Source organism: Streptomyces sp. NPDC085481, from assembly GCF_044541845.1.
In the GTDB taxonomy this organism is placed as follows: Bacteria; Actinomycetota; Actinomycetes; order Streptomycetales; family Streptomycetaceae; genus Streptomyces.
The window spans coordinates 172,933-188,556 of the sequence record NZ_JBITTJ010000007.1; the positions used below are offsets into that span (position 1 = coordinate 172,933).

Below are 15,624 nucleotides of genomic sequence, written 5' to 3' on the forward strand. Positions count from 1 at the left end.
AAGTTCAATGGTTTGTTGATGTCGAGATTCTTCGGGTCGACACAACGTGGCGCTGGGTGCCACCACCCTCACTCCAGGTGCACCAGGTCCGCCTCCGTGTCGATGTCGTACGGCTCGGCCACATCCGAACAGTCCACGAGCGTGATCGCATCCCGGTGCGTCTTCAGGTAGTCCCGCGCCCCCTGGTCGCCCACCGCCCCCGCCGCGATCCCGGCCCAGCGGTCCGCCCCGAACAGCACCGGATGCCCGCGCTTCCCCTCGTACGAGGCCGCCGCCAGCGTGTCCCGCCCGCGATACGCCGCCCGCACCCGGGTCACCGCCGCCGCACCGATCCCCGGCTGGTCCACGAGCGACACCAGTGCCGCGTCCACCGGCAGCGCCGCCGCCCTGAGCGACGCGAGCCCGGCCCGCAACGAGGAGCCCATGCCCTCGCCCCACTCCGGGTTGTCCACCAGGACGCACCCCTCGAGCCGTGCCTCCTCCCGCACCCGCGCCGCGGCGGCACCCACCACCACATGCACGACCTCGCACCCACCCTCACGCAGCACCCGCACCGCGTACTCCACCAGCGGCCGCCCGCGATGCGTCAGCAGCGCCTTGGGCCGGCCCCCGAGCCGCCGCCCGCCCCCCGCGGCGAGCAGCAGGCCCGCGATCAAGGGCTCTCCGGCGGATTCTTCCGTCACTTCAGTCATGGGGACTGCATACCGCATCAGGCCCCCACCACACGGATGCCTGAAGTTGCGTCCGCCCGCTGGCGCGCCGGGCGCGCGAAGGAGTTAACTGGCCCGCGACCCCGGGCGCCCGACCGCAGGCCGGCGGTCGGCACAGTGACGTGCGCAAGGGGGGAATCCATGTTGCGAAGCGTGGGGCAGAGGCGAGTGAGCGCTGACGGCGTGGACCCGAGGGTGGCGGAACTGCGCGCCGCCGTGTCCCGGTTACGGCGTGAGCTGGCCGGTCACCGCAGGGAGTTCGCCGACCGGGGGATCGCCGAGGACGAGCTCGCCGCCCTCGACGCCATGGCCGTGAGCGGCGCGCCCGAGGTGTGGCGGCTCCAGCGGTCCCTGTTGCTGATCGCGGGCGCGCTCGGTTCCGTCAGCGCCCTCGCCGAGGGGCTCGCGGGCGTCCGTCGTGCCGTCGAGCTGTTCGGTCCGCCGCCCGCGCCGCCGGCCAGCGTGGCCGGAGGGCCTGGCGGCGCGTGAGCCGGAGGGCCTGGCGGTGCGTGAGTAGGCCCGTCGGTGCGGGCCGGAGGCGCTTCGGGACCCACGGGGGCCGCCGTTCAGCGCCTGATCAGCCGCCGCGCCGTCGCCGCCGCCACCGCCGCCGTCCGCGAGTCGACGCCCAGCTTGGCGAAGATGTGCACCAGATGGGACTTCACCGTCGCCTGGCTCAGGAAGAGCGCCTTGCTGATCTGCTGGTTCGACAGGCCCTCGCCCACCAGCTGGAGCACCTCCAGCTCCCGCCTGGTCAGCGCCTCCGCCGGGGTCCGCATCCGGTCCATCAGCCGGTGCGCCACCGCGGGGGCGAGCGCCGACTGGCCGGCGGCGGCCGTCCGTACCGCGGCGGCGAGCTCCTCCGGCGGGGCGTCCTTCAGGAGGTAGCCCGAGGCCCCGGCCTCCACCGCCGCCAGGATGTCCGCGTCCGTGTCGTACGTCGTCAGGACGAGCACCCGCGGCCCGCCCGGTACGGCAGTGATCGCGGCCGTGGCCTCCGAGCCGTGCATCCCGGCACCGAACTGGAGGTCCATCAGGACCACGTCCACGCCCCCGGCGGCGGCCAGCTCCACCGCCCGCTCGGCGGTCGCGGCCTCCCCGGTCACCGTGAAGTCCGGCTCGGTGTCCAGGACGGCGCGCAACCCGGCCCGTACCACCGGATGGTCGTCGGCGAGCAGCAGTCGGATGGTCATGCGTCAGGCTCCAGCGGGCAGCGGAAGGGAGACGGCCACGGCGGTGCCCTGGCCGGGGGCGGACTCGACGGTGAAGGCGCCGCCCAGTGACTCGGCCCGCGAGCGCATGGCCGGCAGTCCGAAACCGCCCTCGGAGGACGGTCGTACGGAGCCGGGATCGAATCCCTTGCCGTCGTCCACGACGTCCAGGGTCACCGACCCGCCCATGAACGACAGCGTGATCTCCGCCCGCGAGGCGGCGGCGTGCCGGACGGTGTTCGCGAGCGCCGACTGGGCGATCCGCAGCAGCGCCACCTCGTACGGGGTGGGCAGTTCGGCCGGCGTCCCGCTCACCGAGAACCGCACCCGCGGACCCTCGGGACCGGCCGTGCCGCACAGTCGCTCCAGGGCTCCTGCGAGCGAGCCGTGCTCCAGGCCGGGCGGGGCGAGCGCCCGGACGAACCGGCGGGCCTCCGCCAGGTTGTCCTGCGCGGCCCGCCGGGCCCCGTCGATGTGCCCGGCGGCCGGCGAGCCCTCCGGCAGCGCCCGCTCGGCGGCCCGCAGCAGCAACTGGATCGAGGAGAGCCCCTGGGCGAGTGTGTCGTGGATCTCCCGGGCCAGCCGCTCCCGCTCGGCGAGCGTCCCCGCGTGCCGTTCCGCCGCGGCGAGTTCGGCCCGGGTGGAGATCAGCTCCTCGATCAGCCGGCGGCGCCGCTCGTTCTCCCGGTACAGCGCCTGGTAGCCGAGCACGGTGGCGACCGCGACCGCCGCGCCGAGCAGCGGGCCGATGAACACCCCGGGGTTGAGCGGGGCGCCGTGGCCCACGTACGAGAGGATCGCGGCGCCCGCGGTCAGCGCCACGGCCGGCAGCGACCAGCGCGCCGGCAGCAGGTGCAGCTGGAGGAAGTAGAGCGGGAAGGCCACCCACAGCCCGTCGGGCGCGGCGACGAGGAGCAGCAGCCAGGCCGCGCACAGGCCGGCCAGCCACACCGCGGCCGCCCGCTGAGACTCCCGCACCGACGGCAGCAGCGAACCGGCCGCGTACACCGCGCCGGTCAGCGCCGCCGCCGCGATCCCCGCCGCCGAGTCGGCGCGCAGCGCGGCGAGCGCGAGCAGCCCCGCCATCAGCAGATGGAGGCAGAGCCGCAGGGCGCGCAGGGCGGGGGTGAGCGATCGGGGATCCATGGTCCGTCCAGCGTATGCGCGGGTGAGGGCCGGCCCGGACAATCCGGACTCAACCGAAAGTTTGATTGCGGAGCCATCCGTGGCGCGATGCCCGATGCCGTCCGGGCCGAGCAGGCTTGGCCCCATGTTCGTGGCATGGAGAGACCTGAGATTCGCCAAGGGGCGATTCACCTTGATGGGCACGGTGATCGTCCTGATCACGCTGCTCGTCGGACTGCTGTCGGGGCTGACCGCCGGGCTCGCCCGCGAGAACATCTCGGCGATCACCGGTCTGCCGGCGGACCGGCTCGCCTTCGCCGCGCCGCCCGACGGGCAGTCGGTCTCCTTCACCAACTCGACCGTCACCGAGCGCCAGTGGCGCGACCTGGCCGGCCGCCCGGGCGTGCGCAGCGCCGAGCCGCTCGGCATCCGCACCCTCAACGCCACCGCGGGCGACCGCACCGCCGCGCTGTCCGCCTTCGGTACGGATCCGGGCGGAGGTCTCGCCCCGGAGAGCGGGAAGCTCGGTCCCGGCCGGGCCGTCCTGTCGGAGTCCGCGGCGAAGGAGCTGGGCGTCCGGGTCGGGGACGCGGTGCGCCTCGGCACCCTGGGGGCCACCGTCGCCGCGATCGCCGGGGACGCCTCCTACAGCCACACGCCCGTCGTCTGGACCTCACTCGACGACTGGCAGCGGCTCGGGCACAGCGGCACCACCCCGCAGGAGCAGGCCACCGTCATCGCGCTGAGCGGGGCGGGCGTGGACTGGGCGGCCGGGGACAAGGCCACCGGGACGGCCGCGAGGACCGTCGAGGAGGCGCTCACCGCCATAGGGTCCTACCAGGCCGAGAACGGCTCGCTGCAGCTCATGCGCGGCTTCCTCTTCGTCATCTCCGCCCTCGTCATAGGAGCCTTCTTCACCGTCTGGACCATCCAGCGCAGCGGTGACGTGGCCGTCCTCAAGGCGCTCGGCGCCTCCACCCCGTACCTGTTGAAGGACGCGCTCGGGCAGGCCGTGGTCATGCTGAGCGCCGGCACACTGCTCGGCACCGGTCTCGCGGTCGGCTTCGGCGCGCTGATCAGCGGCGGGGACGTGCCCTTCGTGCTCCGGCCGCTGACCGTGCTCGGCCCGGCCGCCGTGATGATCGTGCTCGGGGTGCTCGGCGCGGCCCTGTCCATCCGGCGGATCACCGCCGTCGACCCGCTGACGGCCCTTGGGAGCGCCCGATGAGTCTGCTGCTCGAAGAAGTGACCCTGACCTACCCGGACGGCGACGGCCGGCTCACCGCCCTGGACGCGGTATCCCTGGACGTCCCGGCCGGCCGCCTCACCGCGGTCGTCGGCCCCTCGGGCTCCGGCAAGTCCAGCCTGCTCGCGGTGGCCGCGACGCTGGTCACCCCGGACCACGGCCGGGTGGTCGTCGCCGGTACGGAGACGGGGCCGCTCAGCCAGGCCGCCAAGGCGCAGCTGCGGCGCGAGCGGATCGGCATCGTCTTCCAGCAGCCCAACCTGCTGCCCTCGCTCACGGCCCTGGAACAGCTCCAGGTGATGGCGCACCTCTCCGGACGGACGAGCCGCGCGATGCGCGGGCGGGCGGCGGAGCTGCTCGACGCGGTCGGGCTCGGCGATCAGGCCCACCGCCGCCCGCACCAGCTCTCCGGCGGCCAGCGCCAGCGCGTCAACATCGCGCGGGCCCTGATGAACGAGCCCTCGGTCCTGCTGGTGGACGAGCCGACCAGCGCCCTGGACCACGAGCGGGGCGCGGCGGTCATGGAGCTGCTGGCCGGGCTGACCGCGGAGCGGGGAACGGCGACGGTCCTGGTCACGCACGACCGCACGCACCTGGGGCGGGCGGACCGGACGGTGACGGTGCGGGACGGGCGGCTCGTGGAGGAGGCGAGGGTCTGACCCCGCGAACGCCCGTGGGTACGGGATACGGGAAAGCGCCCGGAGCCGTCGAATTCGCCGACGGCACCGGGCGCTTCCCGTACGTGCATAAGGGGTCAGCCCTGCGTACGGAAGGGTCAGCCCTGCGTACGGAAGGGTCAGCCCTGCCCGTTGCCCGCGGTGTTCGCGAGCGCAGCCGAGAGCTCCTCGGCGACCTGCTGGAGGATCGGGACGATCTTCTCGGTCGCCGCCTCCGTCACGCGTCCGGCCGGGCCGGAGATGGAGATGGCCGCCGCGGTGGGGGAGTCGGGCACGGAGACCGCGAGGCAGCGGACCCCTATCTCCTGCTCGTTGTCGTCGACCGCATAACCGGTTTCGCGTACGGCCGCGAGGGCGTCGAGGAAGCCCTCGGGCGTGGTGATGGTCTTCTCGGTCGCGGCGGGCATGCCGGTACGGGCGAGCAGCGCGCGCACCTCGTCCGCCGGGGTGTGCGCGAGCAGCGCCTTGCCGACGCCCGTGGAGTGCGGCAGTACGCGGCGGCCGACCTCGGTGAACATGCGCATGGAGTGCTTGGAGGGCACCTGTGCGACGTACACGATCTCGTCGCCGTCGAGCAGGGCCATGTTGGCCGTCTCGCCGGTCTCCTCCACCAGGCGCGCCAGATACGGGCGGGCCCAGGTGCCGAGCAGCCGCGAGGCGGACTCGCCGAGGCGGATCAGGCGGGGGCCGAGTGCGTACCGGCGGTTGGGCTGCTGGCGGACGTATCCGCAGGCCACGAGGGTGCGCATGAGGCGGTGGATGGTGGGCAGCGGCAGCCCGCTGCTGGCGGAGAGTTCGCTCAGCCCGACCTCGCCGCCTGCGTCGGCCATCCGCTCCAGGAGGTCGAAGGCACGCTCGAGGGACTGGACGCCCCCGCTCGCGGCGGGCTTGGCGGCGTCGGTGGTGCTGGCGCTGGACGTCGGCACGTCAAGGTCCTTTCGGGGCAGGCGGGCAAGGCAGCAGCCTACCGGGCCGCCGGGCCGTACACACGGCCCAGGTTGCGGTGTCCGGGCCGGTCAGGGGGGTGTTTGTCCGTTGTCGGCAGCTGCCCGGAGGGATCCTGGTCCGCCCGCATGTGCGGAGCTACGTTCTACTGTACGAAATTTCCATTCCACTTCATGGAAACATCCAAGTGCGGTTGGTCAACGTCTCATGCTGGAAGTGTGCCCTTGACGACACGTCGTCCTGAAGTGAAGACTCCTTCAACAGTTCGTTGAAATTCTGCTGGAAGGGGTACGGGTGGACGTCAACCTGGTACTGCGCTCGACACGCGTCATCACCCCGGAGGGGACGCGGCCCGCGGCCATCGCCGTATCCGGCGGCACCATCGTCGCCGTGCTGCCGTACGACGCCGAGGTACCGGCCGGCGCGCGGCTCGAGGACGTCGGTGACGACGTCGTCCTGCCCGGACTCGTCGACACCCACGTCCACGTGAACGACCCCGGCCGCACCGAGTGGGAGGGCTTCTGGACCGCCACCCGCGCCGCGGCCGCCGGCGGCATCACCACCCTGATCGACATGCCGCTCAACTCGCTGCCGCCCACCACCACGGTCGAGAACCTGCGGATCAAGCAGGACGTCGCCCGCCCCAAGGCGCACGTCGACACCGGCTTCTGGGGCGGCGCGCTGCCCGACAACGTCAAGGACCTGCGCCCGCTGCACGACGCCGGCGTCTTCGGCTTCAAGTGCTTCCTTTCGCCTTCCGGCGTCGAGGAGTTCCCCGAGCTCGACCAGGAGCAGCTGGCGAATGCGCTCGCCGAGATCGCCGGGTTCGGCGGTCTGATGATCGTGCACGCCGAGGACCCGCACCACCTCGCCGCCGCCCCGCAGAAGAGCGGCGAGAAGTACGCCGACTTCCTCGCCTCCCGGCCCCGCGACGCCGAGAACACCGCGATCGAGAACCTGATCAACCAGGCCCGCCGCCTCGACGCCCGCGTGCACGTCCTGCACCTGTCCTCCTCCGACGCGCTGCCGCTGATCGCCGCCGCCAAGGCCGAGGGCGTGAAGATCACCGTCGAGTCCTGCCCGCACTTCCTCACCCTCACGGCCGAGGAGGTCCCGGACGGCGCCACCGAGTTCAAGTGCTGTCCGCCGATCCGCGAGTCGGCCAACCAGGACCTGCTCTGGCAGGGCCTGGCCGACGGCACCGTCGACTGCATCGTCTCGGACCACTCGCCGTCCACCGCCGACCTCAAGACGGCGGACTTCGCCTCCGCCTGGGGCGGCATCTCCTCCCTCCAGCTCGGCCTGCCCGCCATCTGGACCGAGGCACGCCGCCGCGGTTACGACCTGACGGACGTCGCCCGCTGGATGTCGGAGGGGCCGGCCCGTCTCGCCGGCCTCACCCGGAAGGGCGCCATCGAGGCCGGCCGCGACGCCGACTTCGCCGTGCTCGACCCGGACGCCACCTTCACCGTCGACCCGGCGGAGCTCCAGCACCGCAACCGGGTCACCGCCTACGCGGGCAAGACCCTGCACGGCGTCGTCACCTCCACCTGGCTGCGCGGAGAGCGGATCGCCGACCGCGGCGCCCTCGCCGAGCCCTCCGGCCGCCTCCTCGAAAGGAACAACTGACGTGTCCGCCATACCGAGCTTCACCGGCGACGCCAGCCCCTACGGCGGCGGCGACCCGTACGCCGACTACCGCACCGCCGACTTCCCCTTCACGCAGTACGCGGACCTCGCCGACCGGCGCCTGGGCGCGGGTGTGATCGCCGCCAACGACGAGTTCTTCGCCGAGCGCGAGAACCTGCTGAAGCCCGAGGCCGCCGAGTTCGACCCCGAGCACTTCGGCCACAAGGGCAAGATCATGGACGGCTGGGAGACCCGCCGCCGCCGTGGCGTCTCCGCCCAGGTGCCGCACCCCACCGCGGACGACCACGACTGGGCGCTCGTACGCCTCGGCGCCCCCGGCGTGATCCGCGGCATCGTCGTCGACACCGCCCACTTCCGGGGCAACTACCCGCAGGCCGTGTCCGTCGAGGCCGCCTCGGTCGCGGGCTCGCCCTCGCCCGAGGAGCTGCTCGCCGACGACGTGAAGTGGACGACGCTCGTCCCGCGCACCGCCATCGGCGGCCACGCCGCCAACGGCTTCGCGGTCGACGTCGAGCAGCGCTTCACCCACCTCCGGGTCAACCAGCACCCCGACGGCGGCATCGCCCGCCTGCGCGTGTACGGCGAGGTCGCCCCCGACCCGAAGTGGCTCGGCGTGCTCGGCACCTTCGACCTCGCGGCCCTGGAGAACGGCGCCCAGGTCGAGGACGCGTCCGACCGCTTCTACTCCCCGGCCACCAACACCATCCAGCCCGGCCGCTCCCGCAAGATGGACGACGGCTGGGAGACCCGCCGCCGCCGCGACAAGGGCAACGACTGGATCCGCTACAGCCTGGCCGCCGAGTCCGAGATCCGCGCCGTCGAGATCGACACCGCGTACCTCAAGGGCAACAGCGCCGGCTGGGCCGCCCTTTCGGTGGCCGCCGAGGGCTCCGAGGACTGGACCGAGATCCTGCCCCGGACCCGCCTCCAGCCCGACACCAACCACCGCTTCGTCCTGGACACCCCGGCGGTCGGCTCGCGGGTCCGGATCGACATCTACCCCGACGGCGGCATCTCCCGTCTCCGGCTCTTCGGCTCCCTCACCGAGGCGGGCACGGCGCGGCTGACCGCCCGCCACCAGGAACTGGGCGGGTAACGACACCCCGCCCGGCACGTGGGAGCGCACCGGCCCGACAGCAACCGGTGCGCTCTCGCAACCCCCGTTTCAGGCGGAATGGCCGCCGTCCACCGCGAACTCCGCCCCCGTCACGTACGCGGCGTCCGGTCCGGTGAGGAACGCGACCATCGCGGCCACCTCGCCGGCGGTCCCGAAGCGGCCGAGTGCCGTCCCGGCCGCCTGGGCCCCGGCGTACGGGCCGTCGGCCGGGTTCATGTCCGTGTCCGTCGGGCCGGGGTGGACGAGGTTCGCGGTGATGCCGCGCTCGCCCAGCTCCCGGGCGAGCGCCTTGTTGAGGCCGATCATGGCCGCCTTGCTCATCGCGTACAGCGTCGCGCCGGCGCCGGGCACCCGCTGGGTGACGCAGCTGCCGATCGTGACGATCCGCCCGCCGCGCTCCATCCGGGCGGCCGCTGCCTGCGAGGCGAGGAAGGCCGCGCGCACGTTCACGTCGAGCACCCGGTCCACGTCGGCGAGGCCGATCGACTCCAGCGGGCCGAGGACCCCGATGCCGGCGTTGTTGACGAGAACGTCGAGGCGGCCGAGCGCGTCCGCGGCCCACTCCACGGCGCCCGCCGCGTCACCGGCGTTCGCCGCGTCCGCCCGCAGCGGCAGCGCCTTGCGGCCGGCCGCCTCGATCCGTGCGGCGACCTCGCGGGCCCGCTCCTCTCCCTGGACGTACGTGAAGGCCACGTCGGCGCCCTCCTCGGCGAGCCGGACGGCCGTCGCCGCGCCCACGCCACGGCTGCCGCCGGTGACCAGAACCGCCTTGCCGCTCATGCTGCTCATGTCGGACTCCTCTGGAACATCGCACTCTTCGTTGCGAGTTCAGTCAAAGGCGGGCCGGGGTCCCGTGGCCGGCGGGAATCGGACGGCGAGACGATCGTGTACGGCAGCCACGGAAAGGTGTAGCCGCCACGCGCCCGTCCGGGTACGGTGATCACCCCCGTGCGAGCCGCCGAAGTCTCCACCCCGTCAGTCAGTTGAGTGGGAGAACCGGCCGTCATGTCGACTTCCTCGGCCATCGCCGCACCCGTACCCCTCGGCGCCCCCCGCCGCGCCTGGCTCACCGACCTGCCCGTCCTGCTCGTGGCGGTCGTCTGGGGCGCCAGCTACCTCGCCGCCAAGGGCATCACCACCACCCACACCGTGCTGGCCGTCCTGGTCCTGCGGTTCGCCGTGGTGCTGCCCGTCCTCGTCGCCGCCGGATGGCGCAGGCTGCGGGCGCTCAGCGGAGCGCAGTGGCGCGGCGCGGCGGTCCTCGGGCTGATCCTCGCCGGGATCTTCCTGGTGGAGACGTACGGAGTCGTCCACACCTCCGCCACCAACGCGGGCCTGATCATCAGCCTCACCATGATCTTCACGCCGCTCGCCGAGGCCGTCGTCACCAGGACCCGGCCGCCCCGCGCGTTCCTCGGCGCGGCCGCGCTGTCCGTGGCGGGCGTGGTCCTGCTGACGCAGGGCGGCGGCTTCACCGCACCCTCGCCCGGCGACCTGCTGATGCTGCTCGCCGCGCTCGCCCGTACCGTGCACGTGCTGGCGATGTCCCGGATCAAGTCCGTGCAGAGCGCCGACTCGCTCTCCCTCACGACCGTGCAACTCGGCGCCTCCGTCGCCGTCTTCGCCGTCCTCGCCGCCGCCCCCGGCACCGGCGACTCCCCGTGGTCCGTGGCGCTCGGCTTCGGGCCGCGCGAGTGGGCCGGGCTGCTCTTCCTGTCCGTCTTCTGCACGCTGTTCGCCTTCTTCGTGCAGATGTGGGCCGTGCGCCGCACCTCCCCGTCCCGCGTGAGCCTCCTGCTCGGCACCGAGCCCCTCTGGGCGGCGGCCGCCGGCATCGCCCTCGCGGGCGACCGCCCCGGCACCCTGGGCCTGGCGGGCGCGGTCCTCGTGCTCGCCGGTACGACCTGGGGGCGCCGCGCGGCCGACCGGGGCGCCACGTAGGCGTCCCGCCCCGGCGCTACGCCTTCACCCGGTCCGACATGATCATGATCACCAGGCCCAGGGCCGCGATCAGGATGTTCGCGAACAGCTCGTGGCCCTGGAGGAACCCCACGTTCTCCGTCAGGAACCGGGTGACTCCCATCAGCCTGAACCAGCCGTCGGTCAGTTCGCGGATCACTCCGCAGACGCCGAACACCATCACCAGAAAGCCCGTGACCTCGAGGATTCTCTTCATGCCCCGAGCATGATCCACCCCTCGCCGGGCCCGCGTCGGCCGCCGGTACCCACCGGGCACGACCGAAGTCCCCCCCTGTGCGACTTTGGTATCGGCCGGCCGCCACACCCGCGCGGCAGGCCCCTCACCTGCGTACATTTCCCGTATGACACGCACGGCACGCCCGGCGCGGCACACCTGGCTGCTGCCCTCCCACCTGGTCGCGGCCGCCGGGACCGAACCGGCCGGCGCGGGGGAGCGGCCGCGGCGCACCCTGCGGGACTGGATCGTCGACACCACCCTGTTCCTGCTGGCCGCGTTCGTCGGCCTGCTCGCCGCCGAGACCAGCGCCACGTACAACAGCGAGGCCGTCGCCCTCCTCGACCAGATCGCCGGCGGACTCGCCTGCTGCGCCCTCTGGCTGCGCCGCCGGTGGCCCGCAGGACTCGCCGTCACCCTGTCGGTGGTGAGCGTCGTCGCGCCCACCGCGGGCGGCGCCGTCCTCGCGAGCCTGTTCAGCGTGGCCGTACGCCGGCCCTTCCGCGAGGTCGCCTCCATCAGCGCGCTCGCCATGGCCGCCTCCACCGTCCAGGCCTTCGTCCGCCCCGACCCGGGCATCAACGTCGTCCTCGGCATCGCCATCGGCATCGTCCTGATCCTGCTCGTCACCGCCTGGGGCATGCTCGTCCGCTCCCGCCGCCGGCTGGTCGAGGCGCTGCGCGACCGTGCCCTGCGCGCCGAGGCCGAGGCCGAGCTGCGCGCCGAGCAGGCCCAGCGGCTCGCCCGCGAGGCCATTGCCCGCGAGATGCACGACGTGCTCGCCCACCGGCTCACCCTGCTCAGCGTGCACGCCGGCGCCCTGGAGTTCCGCCCCGGCGCCCCGCCCGAGCAGATCGCCCGCGCCGCCGGCGTCATCCGCGACAGCGCCCATGAAGCCCTGCAGGACCTGCGCGAGATCATCGGCGTCCTGCGCACCCCCGGTGACGAGGCCGCCGACCGCCCCCAGCCCACCCTCGCCACCCTCGACACCCTGGTCGCCGAGGTCCGCGAGGCCGGCATGAAGGTCGTCCTCGACTCCACCGTCACCGACCCGGACACCGTCCCCGCCGCCACCGGCCGCACCGTCTACCGCATCGCCCAGGAAGCCCTCACCAACGCCCGCAAGCACGCCCCCGGCGCCGAGGTCACCCTCACCCTGCGCGGCCGCCCCGGCGACGGACTGACCGTCGACGTCCACAATCCCGCCGCCCCCGGGCCCGTCCCGCACGTCCCCGGCTCCGGCCAGGGGCTCATCGGCCTCACCGAACGAGCCACCCTCGCCGGTGGCCGGATGCGCCACGGCCCCGCCCCCGACGGCGGATTCGCCCTGCACGCCTGGCTACCGTGGCCCGTATGACCATCCGGCTGCTCATCGTCGACGACGACCCCCTGGTCCGCGCGGGCCTCGCCCTCATGCTCGGCGGCGCCGAGGACATCGTGATCGTCGGCGAGGGCGCCGACGGCGCCGAGGTCCCGGGACTCGTCGACCGGCACACCCCCGACGTCGTCCTCATGGACATCCGCATGCCGAAGGTCGACGGCCTCACCGCCACCGAGCGGCTGCGCGCCAGGCCCGGCGCCCCCGAGGTCCTCGTCCTCACCACCTTCCACGCCGATGAACAGGTGCTGCGCGCGCTGCGGGCCGGAGCGGCCGGCTTCGTCCTCAAGGACACCCCGCCCGCCGAGATCGTCACCGCCGTACGCCGGGTGGCCGCCGGCGATCCCGTCCTGTCCCCGGCCGTCACCCGCCAGCTCATGACCCACGTCGCCGGCGGGCCGCAGGAACCGCCCCGCCGGACCACCGCCGCCCAGCGCCTCGCCGGGCTCGCCGAGCGGGAGCGGGAGGTCGCCGTCGCGGTCGGCGAGGGCCGGTCGAACGCCGAGATCGCCGCCGCCCTCTACCTGAGCGTCCCCACCGTCAAGACGCACGTCTCGCGGATTCTGGCCAAACTCGACCTCAACAACCGTGTCCAGATCGCCCTCCTCGTCCACGACGCCGGACTTCTCGATCTTCACGAGGGCGAAGGCGGCGCCTAGCCTGGGCCGATGTCCGTCATCGATCTGCGGGAGTACGGCGCGGACTTCACCGCGAACCCGTACCCGTACTACGCGAAAATCCGCGCGGCCGGTCCGGTCCACGAGATCCTCACGCCGGAGGGCATTCCGGCCTGGCTGATCGTCGGTTACGAGGAGGCCCGCGCCGCCCTGGCCGACCAGCGGTTCGGCAAGTCCACCTCGTTCATCGACTTCGAGTTCCTCGAACTCAAGGTCATCGGCCCCAATCTGCTCATCCTCGACCCGCCCGACCACACCCGGCTGCGCAAGCTCGTCGCCGGCGAGTTCACCGGCCGCCGGGTCGAAGCCCTGCGCCCGCGCGTCCAGCAGCTCACCGACGAACTCCTCGACGCGATGGCACCGGCCGGCCGCGCCGACCTCGTCGACTCCTTCGCCTTCCCGCTGCCCATCACCGTCATCTGCGAACTGCTCGGCGTCCCGGCCGCCGACCGTGACTCCTTCCGCGCCTGGTCCAACGAACTCGTCACCCCGACCGGCGCCATGACCGAGGAGGAGGCCGTCCGCGGCTTCGGCGGCTACCTCGACGAGCTCATCGAGGACAAGCGGGCCGCGGGCCCCGCCGACGACCTGCTCTCCGCCCTCATAGCCACCCGCGCCGAGGACGGCGACCGGCTTTCCCTGCCCGAACTGCGCGCCCTCGCCTACCTGTTGCTGATCGCGGGCCACGAGACCACCGTCAACCTGATCGCCAACACGGTCCGCGCCCTGCTCGCCCACCCCGAGCAACTCGCTGCGCTGCGCGCCGACTTCGACGGCCTGATCGACGGGACCATCGAGGAGGGGCTGCGCTACGACGGTCCGGTGGAGGCCGCCACGTACCGCTTCGCGCGTGAGGACGTCGCGTTCGGCGGCAAGGTGGTCCCGGCCGGCTCCGTCGTCCTGGTCGGCCTCGCCGCCGGCGCCCACGACCCGGGCCGCTTCCCCGAGCCCGACCGCTTCGACATCCGCCGCGACCCGCGCGGCCACCTGGCCTTCGGGCACGGCCTCCACTACTGCCTGGGCGCTCCGCTCGCCCGCCTGGAGGGCAGGATCGCCATCCGGACGCTCCTGGAACGCTTTCCGCGGCTCGAACTCGACCCCGAGGCAGGACCGCTGGAGTGGCTGCCCGGCCTGCTGATCCGCGGCACCCGCCGACTCCCGGTCGTATGGTGACCCCCCATGCCCGCCGAGACGCCCACCGGCCCGCCCGCCGAACTCGACCCCGCCCTCGCGCAGAAGATCCTCGACGCCCAGCCCTTCAGCCGGCTGCTCGGCGCCCGGATCACCGCCTTCGGCGCGGGCGCCGCGACCCTGGAGCTCGACATCCGGGAGGAGCACCGGCAGCAGAACGGCTACGTGCACGGCGGCGTGCTCTCGTACGCCGCCGACAACGCGCTCACCTTCGCCGCGGGCGCGGCCCTCGGCCCCGCCGTGCTCACCGCGGGCTTCTCCATCCAGTACGTCCGCCCGGCCGTCGGCGCGGTGCTGCGCGCCCGCGCGTCCGTCGTGCACGCGGGGCGGCGGCAGGCCGTGGTGCGGTGCGATCTGCTCACGGTGGACGCGGCGGGCGCCGAGACGCTGTGCGCGGTCGCCCAGGGGACCGTGCTGAGCTCGGGCTGAGGGGATCGCGCCGGCCTGAGGCGTGTCCGAGGGGGCGTCCGGCGGACATGGCACGGTCCGCGGACGTTCAGGCCGACGGGATCTCCGCCATCCGCACCGGCCGGCGCTCCCGGCGCGACAGCTCGCACGCCTCCGCGATCCGCAGCGCCGCCAGCGCCTCGCCGCCGTCGCACGGGTTGGCCCGCTCACCGCGCACCAGATGGACGAAGGCATCCAGCTCCGCCTCGTACGCGGGGCCGAACCGCTCCAGGAAGCCGGGCCACGGCTTCCCGGGCGGCGGTGGGCCCTGCGGCTCGACCGACTCCAGCGGGGTGCGGTCGTCCAGGCCGACGGCGAGTTGCGCCCGCTCGCCCGCCAGCTCCATCCGTACGTCGTAGCCGGCGCCGTTGCACCGGGTCGCGGTCGCCGTCACCAGCGTGCCGTCGTCCAGGGTGAGCAGCGCGGCGGCCGTGTCCACGTCCCCGGCCTCGCGGAACATCGCCGGCCCCGCGTCCGACCCGGTCGCGTACACCTCCACGACCTCCCGCCCGGTCACCCAGCGCACGATGTCGAAGTCGTGCACCAGGCAGTCCCGGAACAGCCCGCCCGACAGCGGCAGGTACGCGGCGGGCGGCGGCGCCGGGTCGGAGGTCGCCGCCCGTACGGTGTGCAGGCGGCCGAGCCGCCCGGCCGCCAGGGCCTCGCGCGCCGCCGCGTACCCGGCGTCGAAGCGCCGCATGAACCCCAGCTGCAACTCGGTCCCGGCGGCCGCCACCGCGCCGAGCGCCGCGAGCGTCCGGGGCACGTCCAGGGCGATCGGCTTCTCGCAGAACGCCGGAAGGCCCGCCCCGGCGGCCCGCGCGATCAGCTCCGCGTGCGCGGAGGTCGCCGACGCGATCACCACCGCGTCCAGCGCGTGCGCGAACAGCGCGTCGACGGTCGGCGCCGCTTCGGCCCCCAGCGCGCCCGCCACCCCCGCGGCCCGCTCCGGATCGGCGTCCGCGAGGACCAGCGCCTCGACCTCCGGATGCCGGGCGAGCACCCCCGCGTGGAAGGCCCCGATCCGTCCCGTGCCGATCAGTCCGATACGCATGG

17 protein-coding genes are annotated in these 15,624 nt (G+C 73.7%); 10 read left to right on the forward strand and 7 right to left on the reverse strand.

The window, feature by feature from the left end:
• Nucleotides 1-68: 68 nt before the first annotated feature.
• Nucleotides 69-692 carry an NTP transferase domain-containing protein gene (locus tag ACIGEZ_RS17285; protein WP_399831754.1) on the reverse strand — a complete coding sequence of 208 codons (624 nt, stop codon included), beginning with the start codon at nucleotides 690-692 and terminating at the stop codon, nucleotides 69-71.
• 159 nt (nucleotides 693-851) lie between these two features.
• On the opposite strand from ACIGEZ_RS17285, the gene ACIGEZ_RS17290 reads away from it, so the two are divergent.
• On the forward strand, nucleotides 852-1,199 hold the full coding sequence (locus ACIGEZ_RS17290; RefSeq protein WP_399831756.1) for a DUF5955 family protein: 348 nt from the start codon (nucleotides 852-854) through the stop codon (nucleotides 1,197-1,199).
• A 77-nt stretch (nucleotides 1,200-1,276) separates the two neighbouring features.
• Here the strand turns inward: ACIGEZ_RS17290 and ACIGEZ_RS17295 are convergent, their stop codons facing one another.
• Both ACIGEZ_RS17295 and ACIGEZ_RS17300 read right to left on the reverse strand, forming a co-directional pair.
• The gene (locus ACIGEZ_RS17295; RefSeq protein ID WP_399831758.1) at nucleotides 1,277-1,903 is read right to left on the reverse strand and encodes a response regulator; all 627 of its coding nucleotides are present in this window, start codon (nucleotides 1,901-1,903) and stop codon (nucleotides 1,277-1,279) included.
• Nucleotides 1,904-1,906: 3 nt separating this feature from the next.
• Nucleotides 1,907-3,067: a sensor histidine kinase gene (locus ACIGEZ_RS17300; protein WP_399831760.1), complete on the reverse strand. Its 1,161-nt coding sequence runs from the start codon at nucleotides 3,065-3,067 to the stop codon at nucleotides 1,907-1,909.
• 124 nt (nucleotides 3,068-3,191) lie between these two features.
• On the opposite strand from ACIGEZ_RS17300, the gene ACIGEZ_RS17305 reads away from it, so the two are divergent.
• On the forward strand, nucleotides 3,192-4,274 hold the full coding sequence (locus tag ACIGEZ_RS17305) for an ABC transporter permease (RefSeq protein ID WP_399831762.1): 1,083 nt from the start codon (nucleotides 3,192-3,194) through the stop codon (nucleotides 4,272-4,274).
• A complete protein-coding gene (locus tag ACIGEZ_RS17310; RefSeq protein ID WP_399831764.1) occupies nucleotides 4,271-4,951 on the forward strand; it encodes an ABC transporter ATP-binding protein in 681 nt (226 codons plus the stop codon). Before ACIGEZ_RS17305 ends, ACIGEZ_RS17310 begins: the two co-directional genes overlap by 4 nt.
• A gap of 137 nt (nucleotides 4,952-5,088) precedes the next feature.
• On the opposite strand, the gene ACIGEZ_RS17315 is transcribed toward ACIGEZ_RS17310, so the two are convergent.
• Nucleotides 5,089-5,895, reverse strand: a complete 807-nt coding sequence (locus tag ACIGEZ_RS17315; RefSeq protein ID WP_399831766.1) for an IclR family transcriptional regulator — start codon at nucleotides 5,893-5,895, stop codon at nucleotides 5,089-5,091.
• A 313-nt stretch (nucleotides 5,896-6,208) separates the two neighbouring features.
• On the opposite strand from ACIGEZ_RS17315, the gene allB reads away from it, so the two are divergent.
• Both allB and alc read left to right on the forward strand, forming a co-directional pair.
• The gene (gene allB / locus ACIGEZ_RS17320; protein ID WP_399831768.1) at nucleotides 6,209-7,543 is read left to right on the forward strand and encodes an allantoinase AllB; all 1,335 of its coding nucleotides are present in this window, start codon (nucleotides 6,209-6,211) and stop codon (nucleotides 7,541-7,543) included.
• A gap of 1 nt (nucleotide 7,544) precedes the next feature.
• The gene (gene alc / locus ACIGEZ_RS17325; RefSeq protein WP_399831771.1) at nucleotides 7,545-8,660 is read left to right on the forward strand and encodes an allantoicase; all 1,116 of its coding nucleotides are present in this window, start codon (nucleotides 7,545-7,547) and stop codon (nucleotides 8,658-8,660) included.
• Nucleotides 8,661-8,729: 69 nt separating this feature from the next.
• Here the strand turns inward: alc and ACIGEZ_RS17330 are convergent, their stop codons facing one another.
• Nucleotides 8,730-9,470, reverse strand: a complete 741-nt coding sequence (locus ACIGEZ_RS17330; protein WP_399831773.1) for an SDR family NAD(P)-dependent oxidoreductase — start codon at nucleotides 9,468-9,470, stop codon at nucleotides 8,730-8,732.
• A gap of 216 nt (nucleotides 9,471-9,686) precedes the next feature.
• Between ACIGEZ_RS17330 and ACIGEZ_RS17335 the strand changes: the two genes are divergently transcribed.
• Nucleotides 9,687-10,622 carry a DMT family transporter gene (locus ACIGEZ_RS17335; RefSeq protein WP_399831775.1) on the forward strand — a complete coding sequence of 312 codons (936 nt, stop codon included), beginning with the start codon at nucleotides 9,687-9,689 and terminating at the stop codon, nucleotides 10,620-10,622.
• A 16-nt stretch (nucleotides 10,623-10,638) separates the two neighbouring features.
• Here the strand turns inward: ACIGEZ_RS17335 and ACIGEZ_RS17340 are convergent, their stop codons facing one another.
• Nucleotides 10,639-10,857 carry a hypothetical protein gene (locus ACIGEZ_RS17340; RefSeq protein ID WP_399831777.1) on the reverse strand — a complete coding sequence of 73 codons (219 nt, stop codon included), beginning with the start codon at nucleotides 10,855-10,857 and terminating at the stop codon, nucleotides 10,639-10,641.
• Nucleotides 10,858-11,002: 145 nt separating this feature from the next.
• On the opposite strand from ACIGEZ_RS17340, the gene ACIGEZ_RS17345 reads away from it, so the two are divergent.
• Genes ACIGEZ_RS17345 through ACIGEZ_RS17360 form a run of 4 tightly spaced genes read left to right on the forward strand, consistent with a single transcriptional unit; the run spans nucleotide 11,003 to nucleotide 14,550 of the window.
• The gene (locus tag ACIGEZ_RS17345) at nucleotides 11,003-12,232 is read left to right on the forward strand and encodes a sensor histidine kinase (RefSeq protein ID WP_399831779.1); all 1,230 of its coding nucleotides are present in this window, start codon (nucleotides 11,003-11,005) and stop codon (nucleotides 12,230-12,232) included.
• Complete coding sequence (locus ACIGEZ_RS17350; RefSeq protein WP_399831781.1) at nucleotides 12,229-12,912, forward strand: response regulator; 684 nt, start codon at nucleotides 12,229-12,231, stop codon at nucleotides 12,910-12,912. Before ACIGEZ_RS17345 ends, ACIGEZ_RS17350 begins: the two co-directional genes overlap by 4 nt.
• Before the next feature lie 9 nt (nucleotides 12,913-12,921).
• The gene (locus ACIGEZ_RS17355) at nucleotides 12,922-14,103 is read left to right on the forward strand and encodes a cytochrome P450 (RefSeq protein ID WP_399831783.1); all 1,182 of its coding nucleotides are present in this window, start codon (nucleotides 12,922-12,924) and stop codon (nucleotides 14,101-14,103) included.
• 6 nt (nucleotides 14,104-14,109) lie between these two features.
• Nucleotides 14,110-14,550 (forward strand): PaaI family thioesterase, encoded by a 441-nt coding sequence (locus tag ACIGEZ_RS17360; RefSeq protein WP_399831785.1) that lies wholly within the window; start codon nucleotides 14,110-14,112, stop codon nucleotides 14,548-14,550.
• A gap of 67 nt (nucleotides 14,551-14,617) precedes the next feature.
• Here ACIGEZ_RS17360 and ACIGEZ_RS17365 read toward each other — a convergent pair whose 3' ends face one another.
• Complete coding sequence (locus ACIGEZ_RS17365; RefSeq protein ID WP_399831787.1) at nucleotides 14,618-15,622, reverse strand: Gfo/Idh/MocA family oxidoreductase; 1,005 nt, start codon at nucleotides 15,620-15,622, stop codon at nucleotides 14,618-14,620.
• Nucleotides 15,623-15,624 lie beyond the last annotated feature (2 nt).

What these genes read in the sequence shown, in the direction of transcription:
- ACIGEZ_RS17310 (WP_399831764.1), top strand. Translation starts at nt 4,271, where the DNA reads ATGAGTCTGCTGCTCGAAGAAGTGACCCTGACCTACCCGGACGGCGAC.
- ACIGEZ_RS17330 (WP_399831773.1), bottom strand. Translation starts at nt 9,470, where the DNA reads ATGAGCAGCATGAGCGGCAAGGCGGTTCTGGTCACCGGCGGCAGCCGT.
- ACIGEZ_RS17340 (WP_399831777.1), bottom strand. Translation starts at nt 10,857, where the DNA reads ATGAAGAGAATCCTCGAGGTCACGGGCTTTCTGGTGATGGTGTTCGGC.
- ACIGEZ_RS17290 (WP_399831756.1), top strand. Translation starts at nt 852, where the DNA reads ATGTTGCGAAGCGTGGGGCAGAGGCGAGTGAGCGCTGACGGCGTGGAC.
- ACIGEZ_RS17305 (WP_399831762.1), top strand. Translation starts at nt 3,192, where the DNA reads ATGTTCGTGGCATGGAGAGACCTGAGATTCGCCAAGGGGCGATTCACC.
- ACIGEZ_RS17360 (WP_399831785.1), top strand. Translation starts at nt 14,110, where the DNA reads ATGCCCGCCGAGACGCCCACCGGCCCGCCCGCCGAACTCGACCCCGCC.
- ACIGEZ_RS17335 (WP_399831775.1), top strand. Translation starts at nt 9,687, where the DNA reads ATGTCGACTTCCTCGGCCATCGCCGCACCCGTACCCCTCGGCGCCCCC.
- ACIGEZ_RS17300 (WP_399831760.1), bottom strand. Translation starts at nt 3,067, where the DNA reads ATGGATCCCCGATCGCTCACCCCCGCCCTGCGCGCCCTGCGGCTCTGC.
- ACIGEZ_RS17295 (WP_399831758.1), bottom strand. Translation starts at nt 1,903, where the DNA reads ATGACCATCCGACTGCTGCTCGCCGACGACCATCCGGTGGTACGGGCC.
- ACIGEZ_RS17350 (WP_399831781.1), top strand. Translation starts at nt 12,229, where the DNA reads ATGACCATCCGGCTGCTCATCGTCGACGACGACCCCCTGGTCCGCGCG.
- ACIGEZ_RS17365 (WP_399831787.1), bottom strand. Translation starts at nt 15,622, where the DNA reads ATGCGTATCGGACTGATCGGCACGGGACGGATCGGGGCCTTCCACGCG.
- ACIGEZ_RS17285 (WP_399831754.1), bottom strand. Translation starts at nt 692, where the DNA reads ATGACTGAAGTGACGGAAGAATCCGCCGGAGAGCCCTTGATCGCGGGC.
- ACIGEZ_RS17345 (WP_399831779.1), top strand. Translation starts at nt 11,003, where the DNA reads ATGACACGCACGGCACGCCCGGCGCGGCACACCTGGCTGCTGCCCTCC.
- ACIGEZ_RS17355 (WP_399831783.1), top strand. Translation starts at nt 12,922, where the DNA reads ATGTCCGTCATCGATCTGCGGGAGTACGGCGCGGACTTCACCGCGAAC.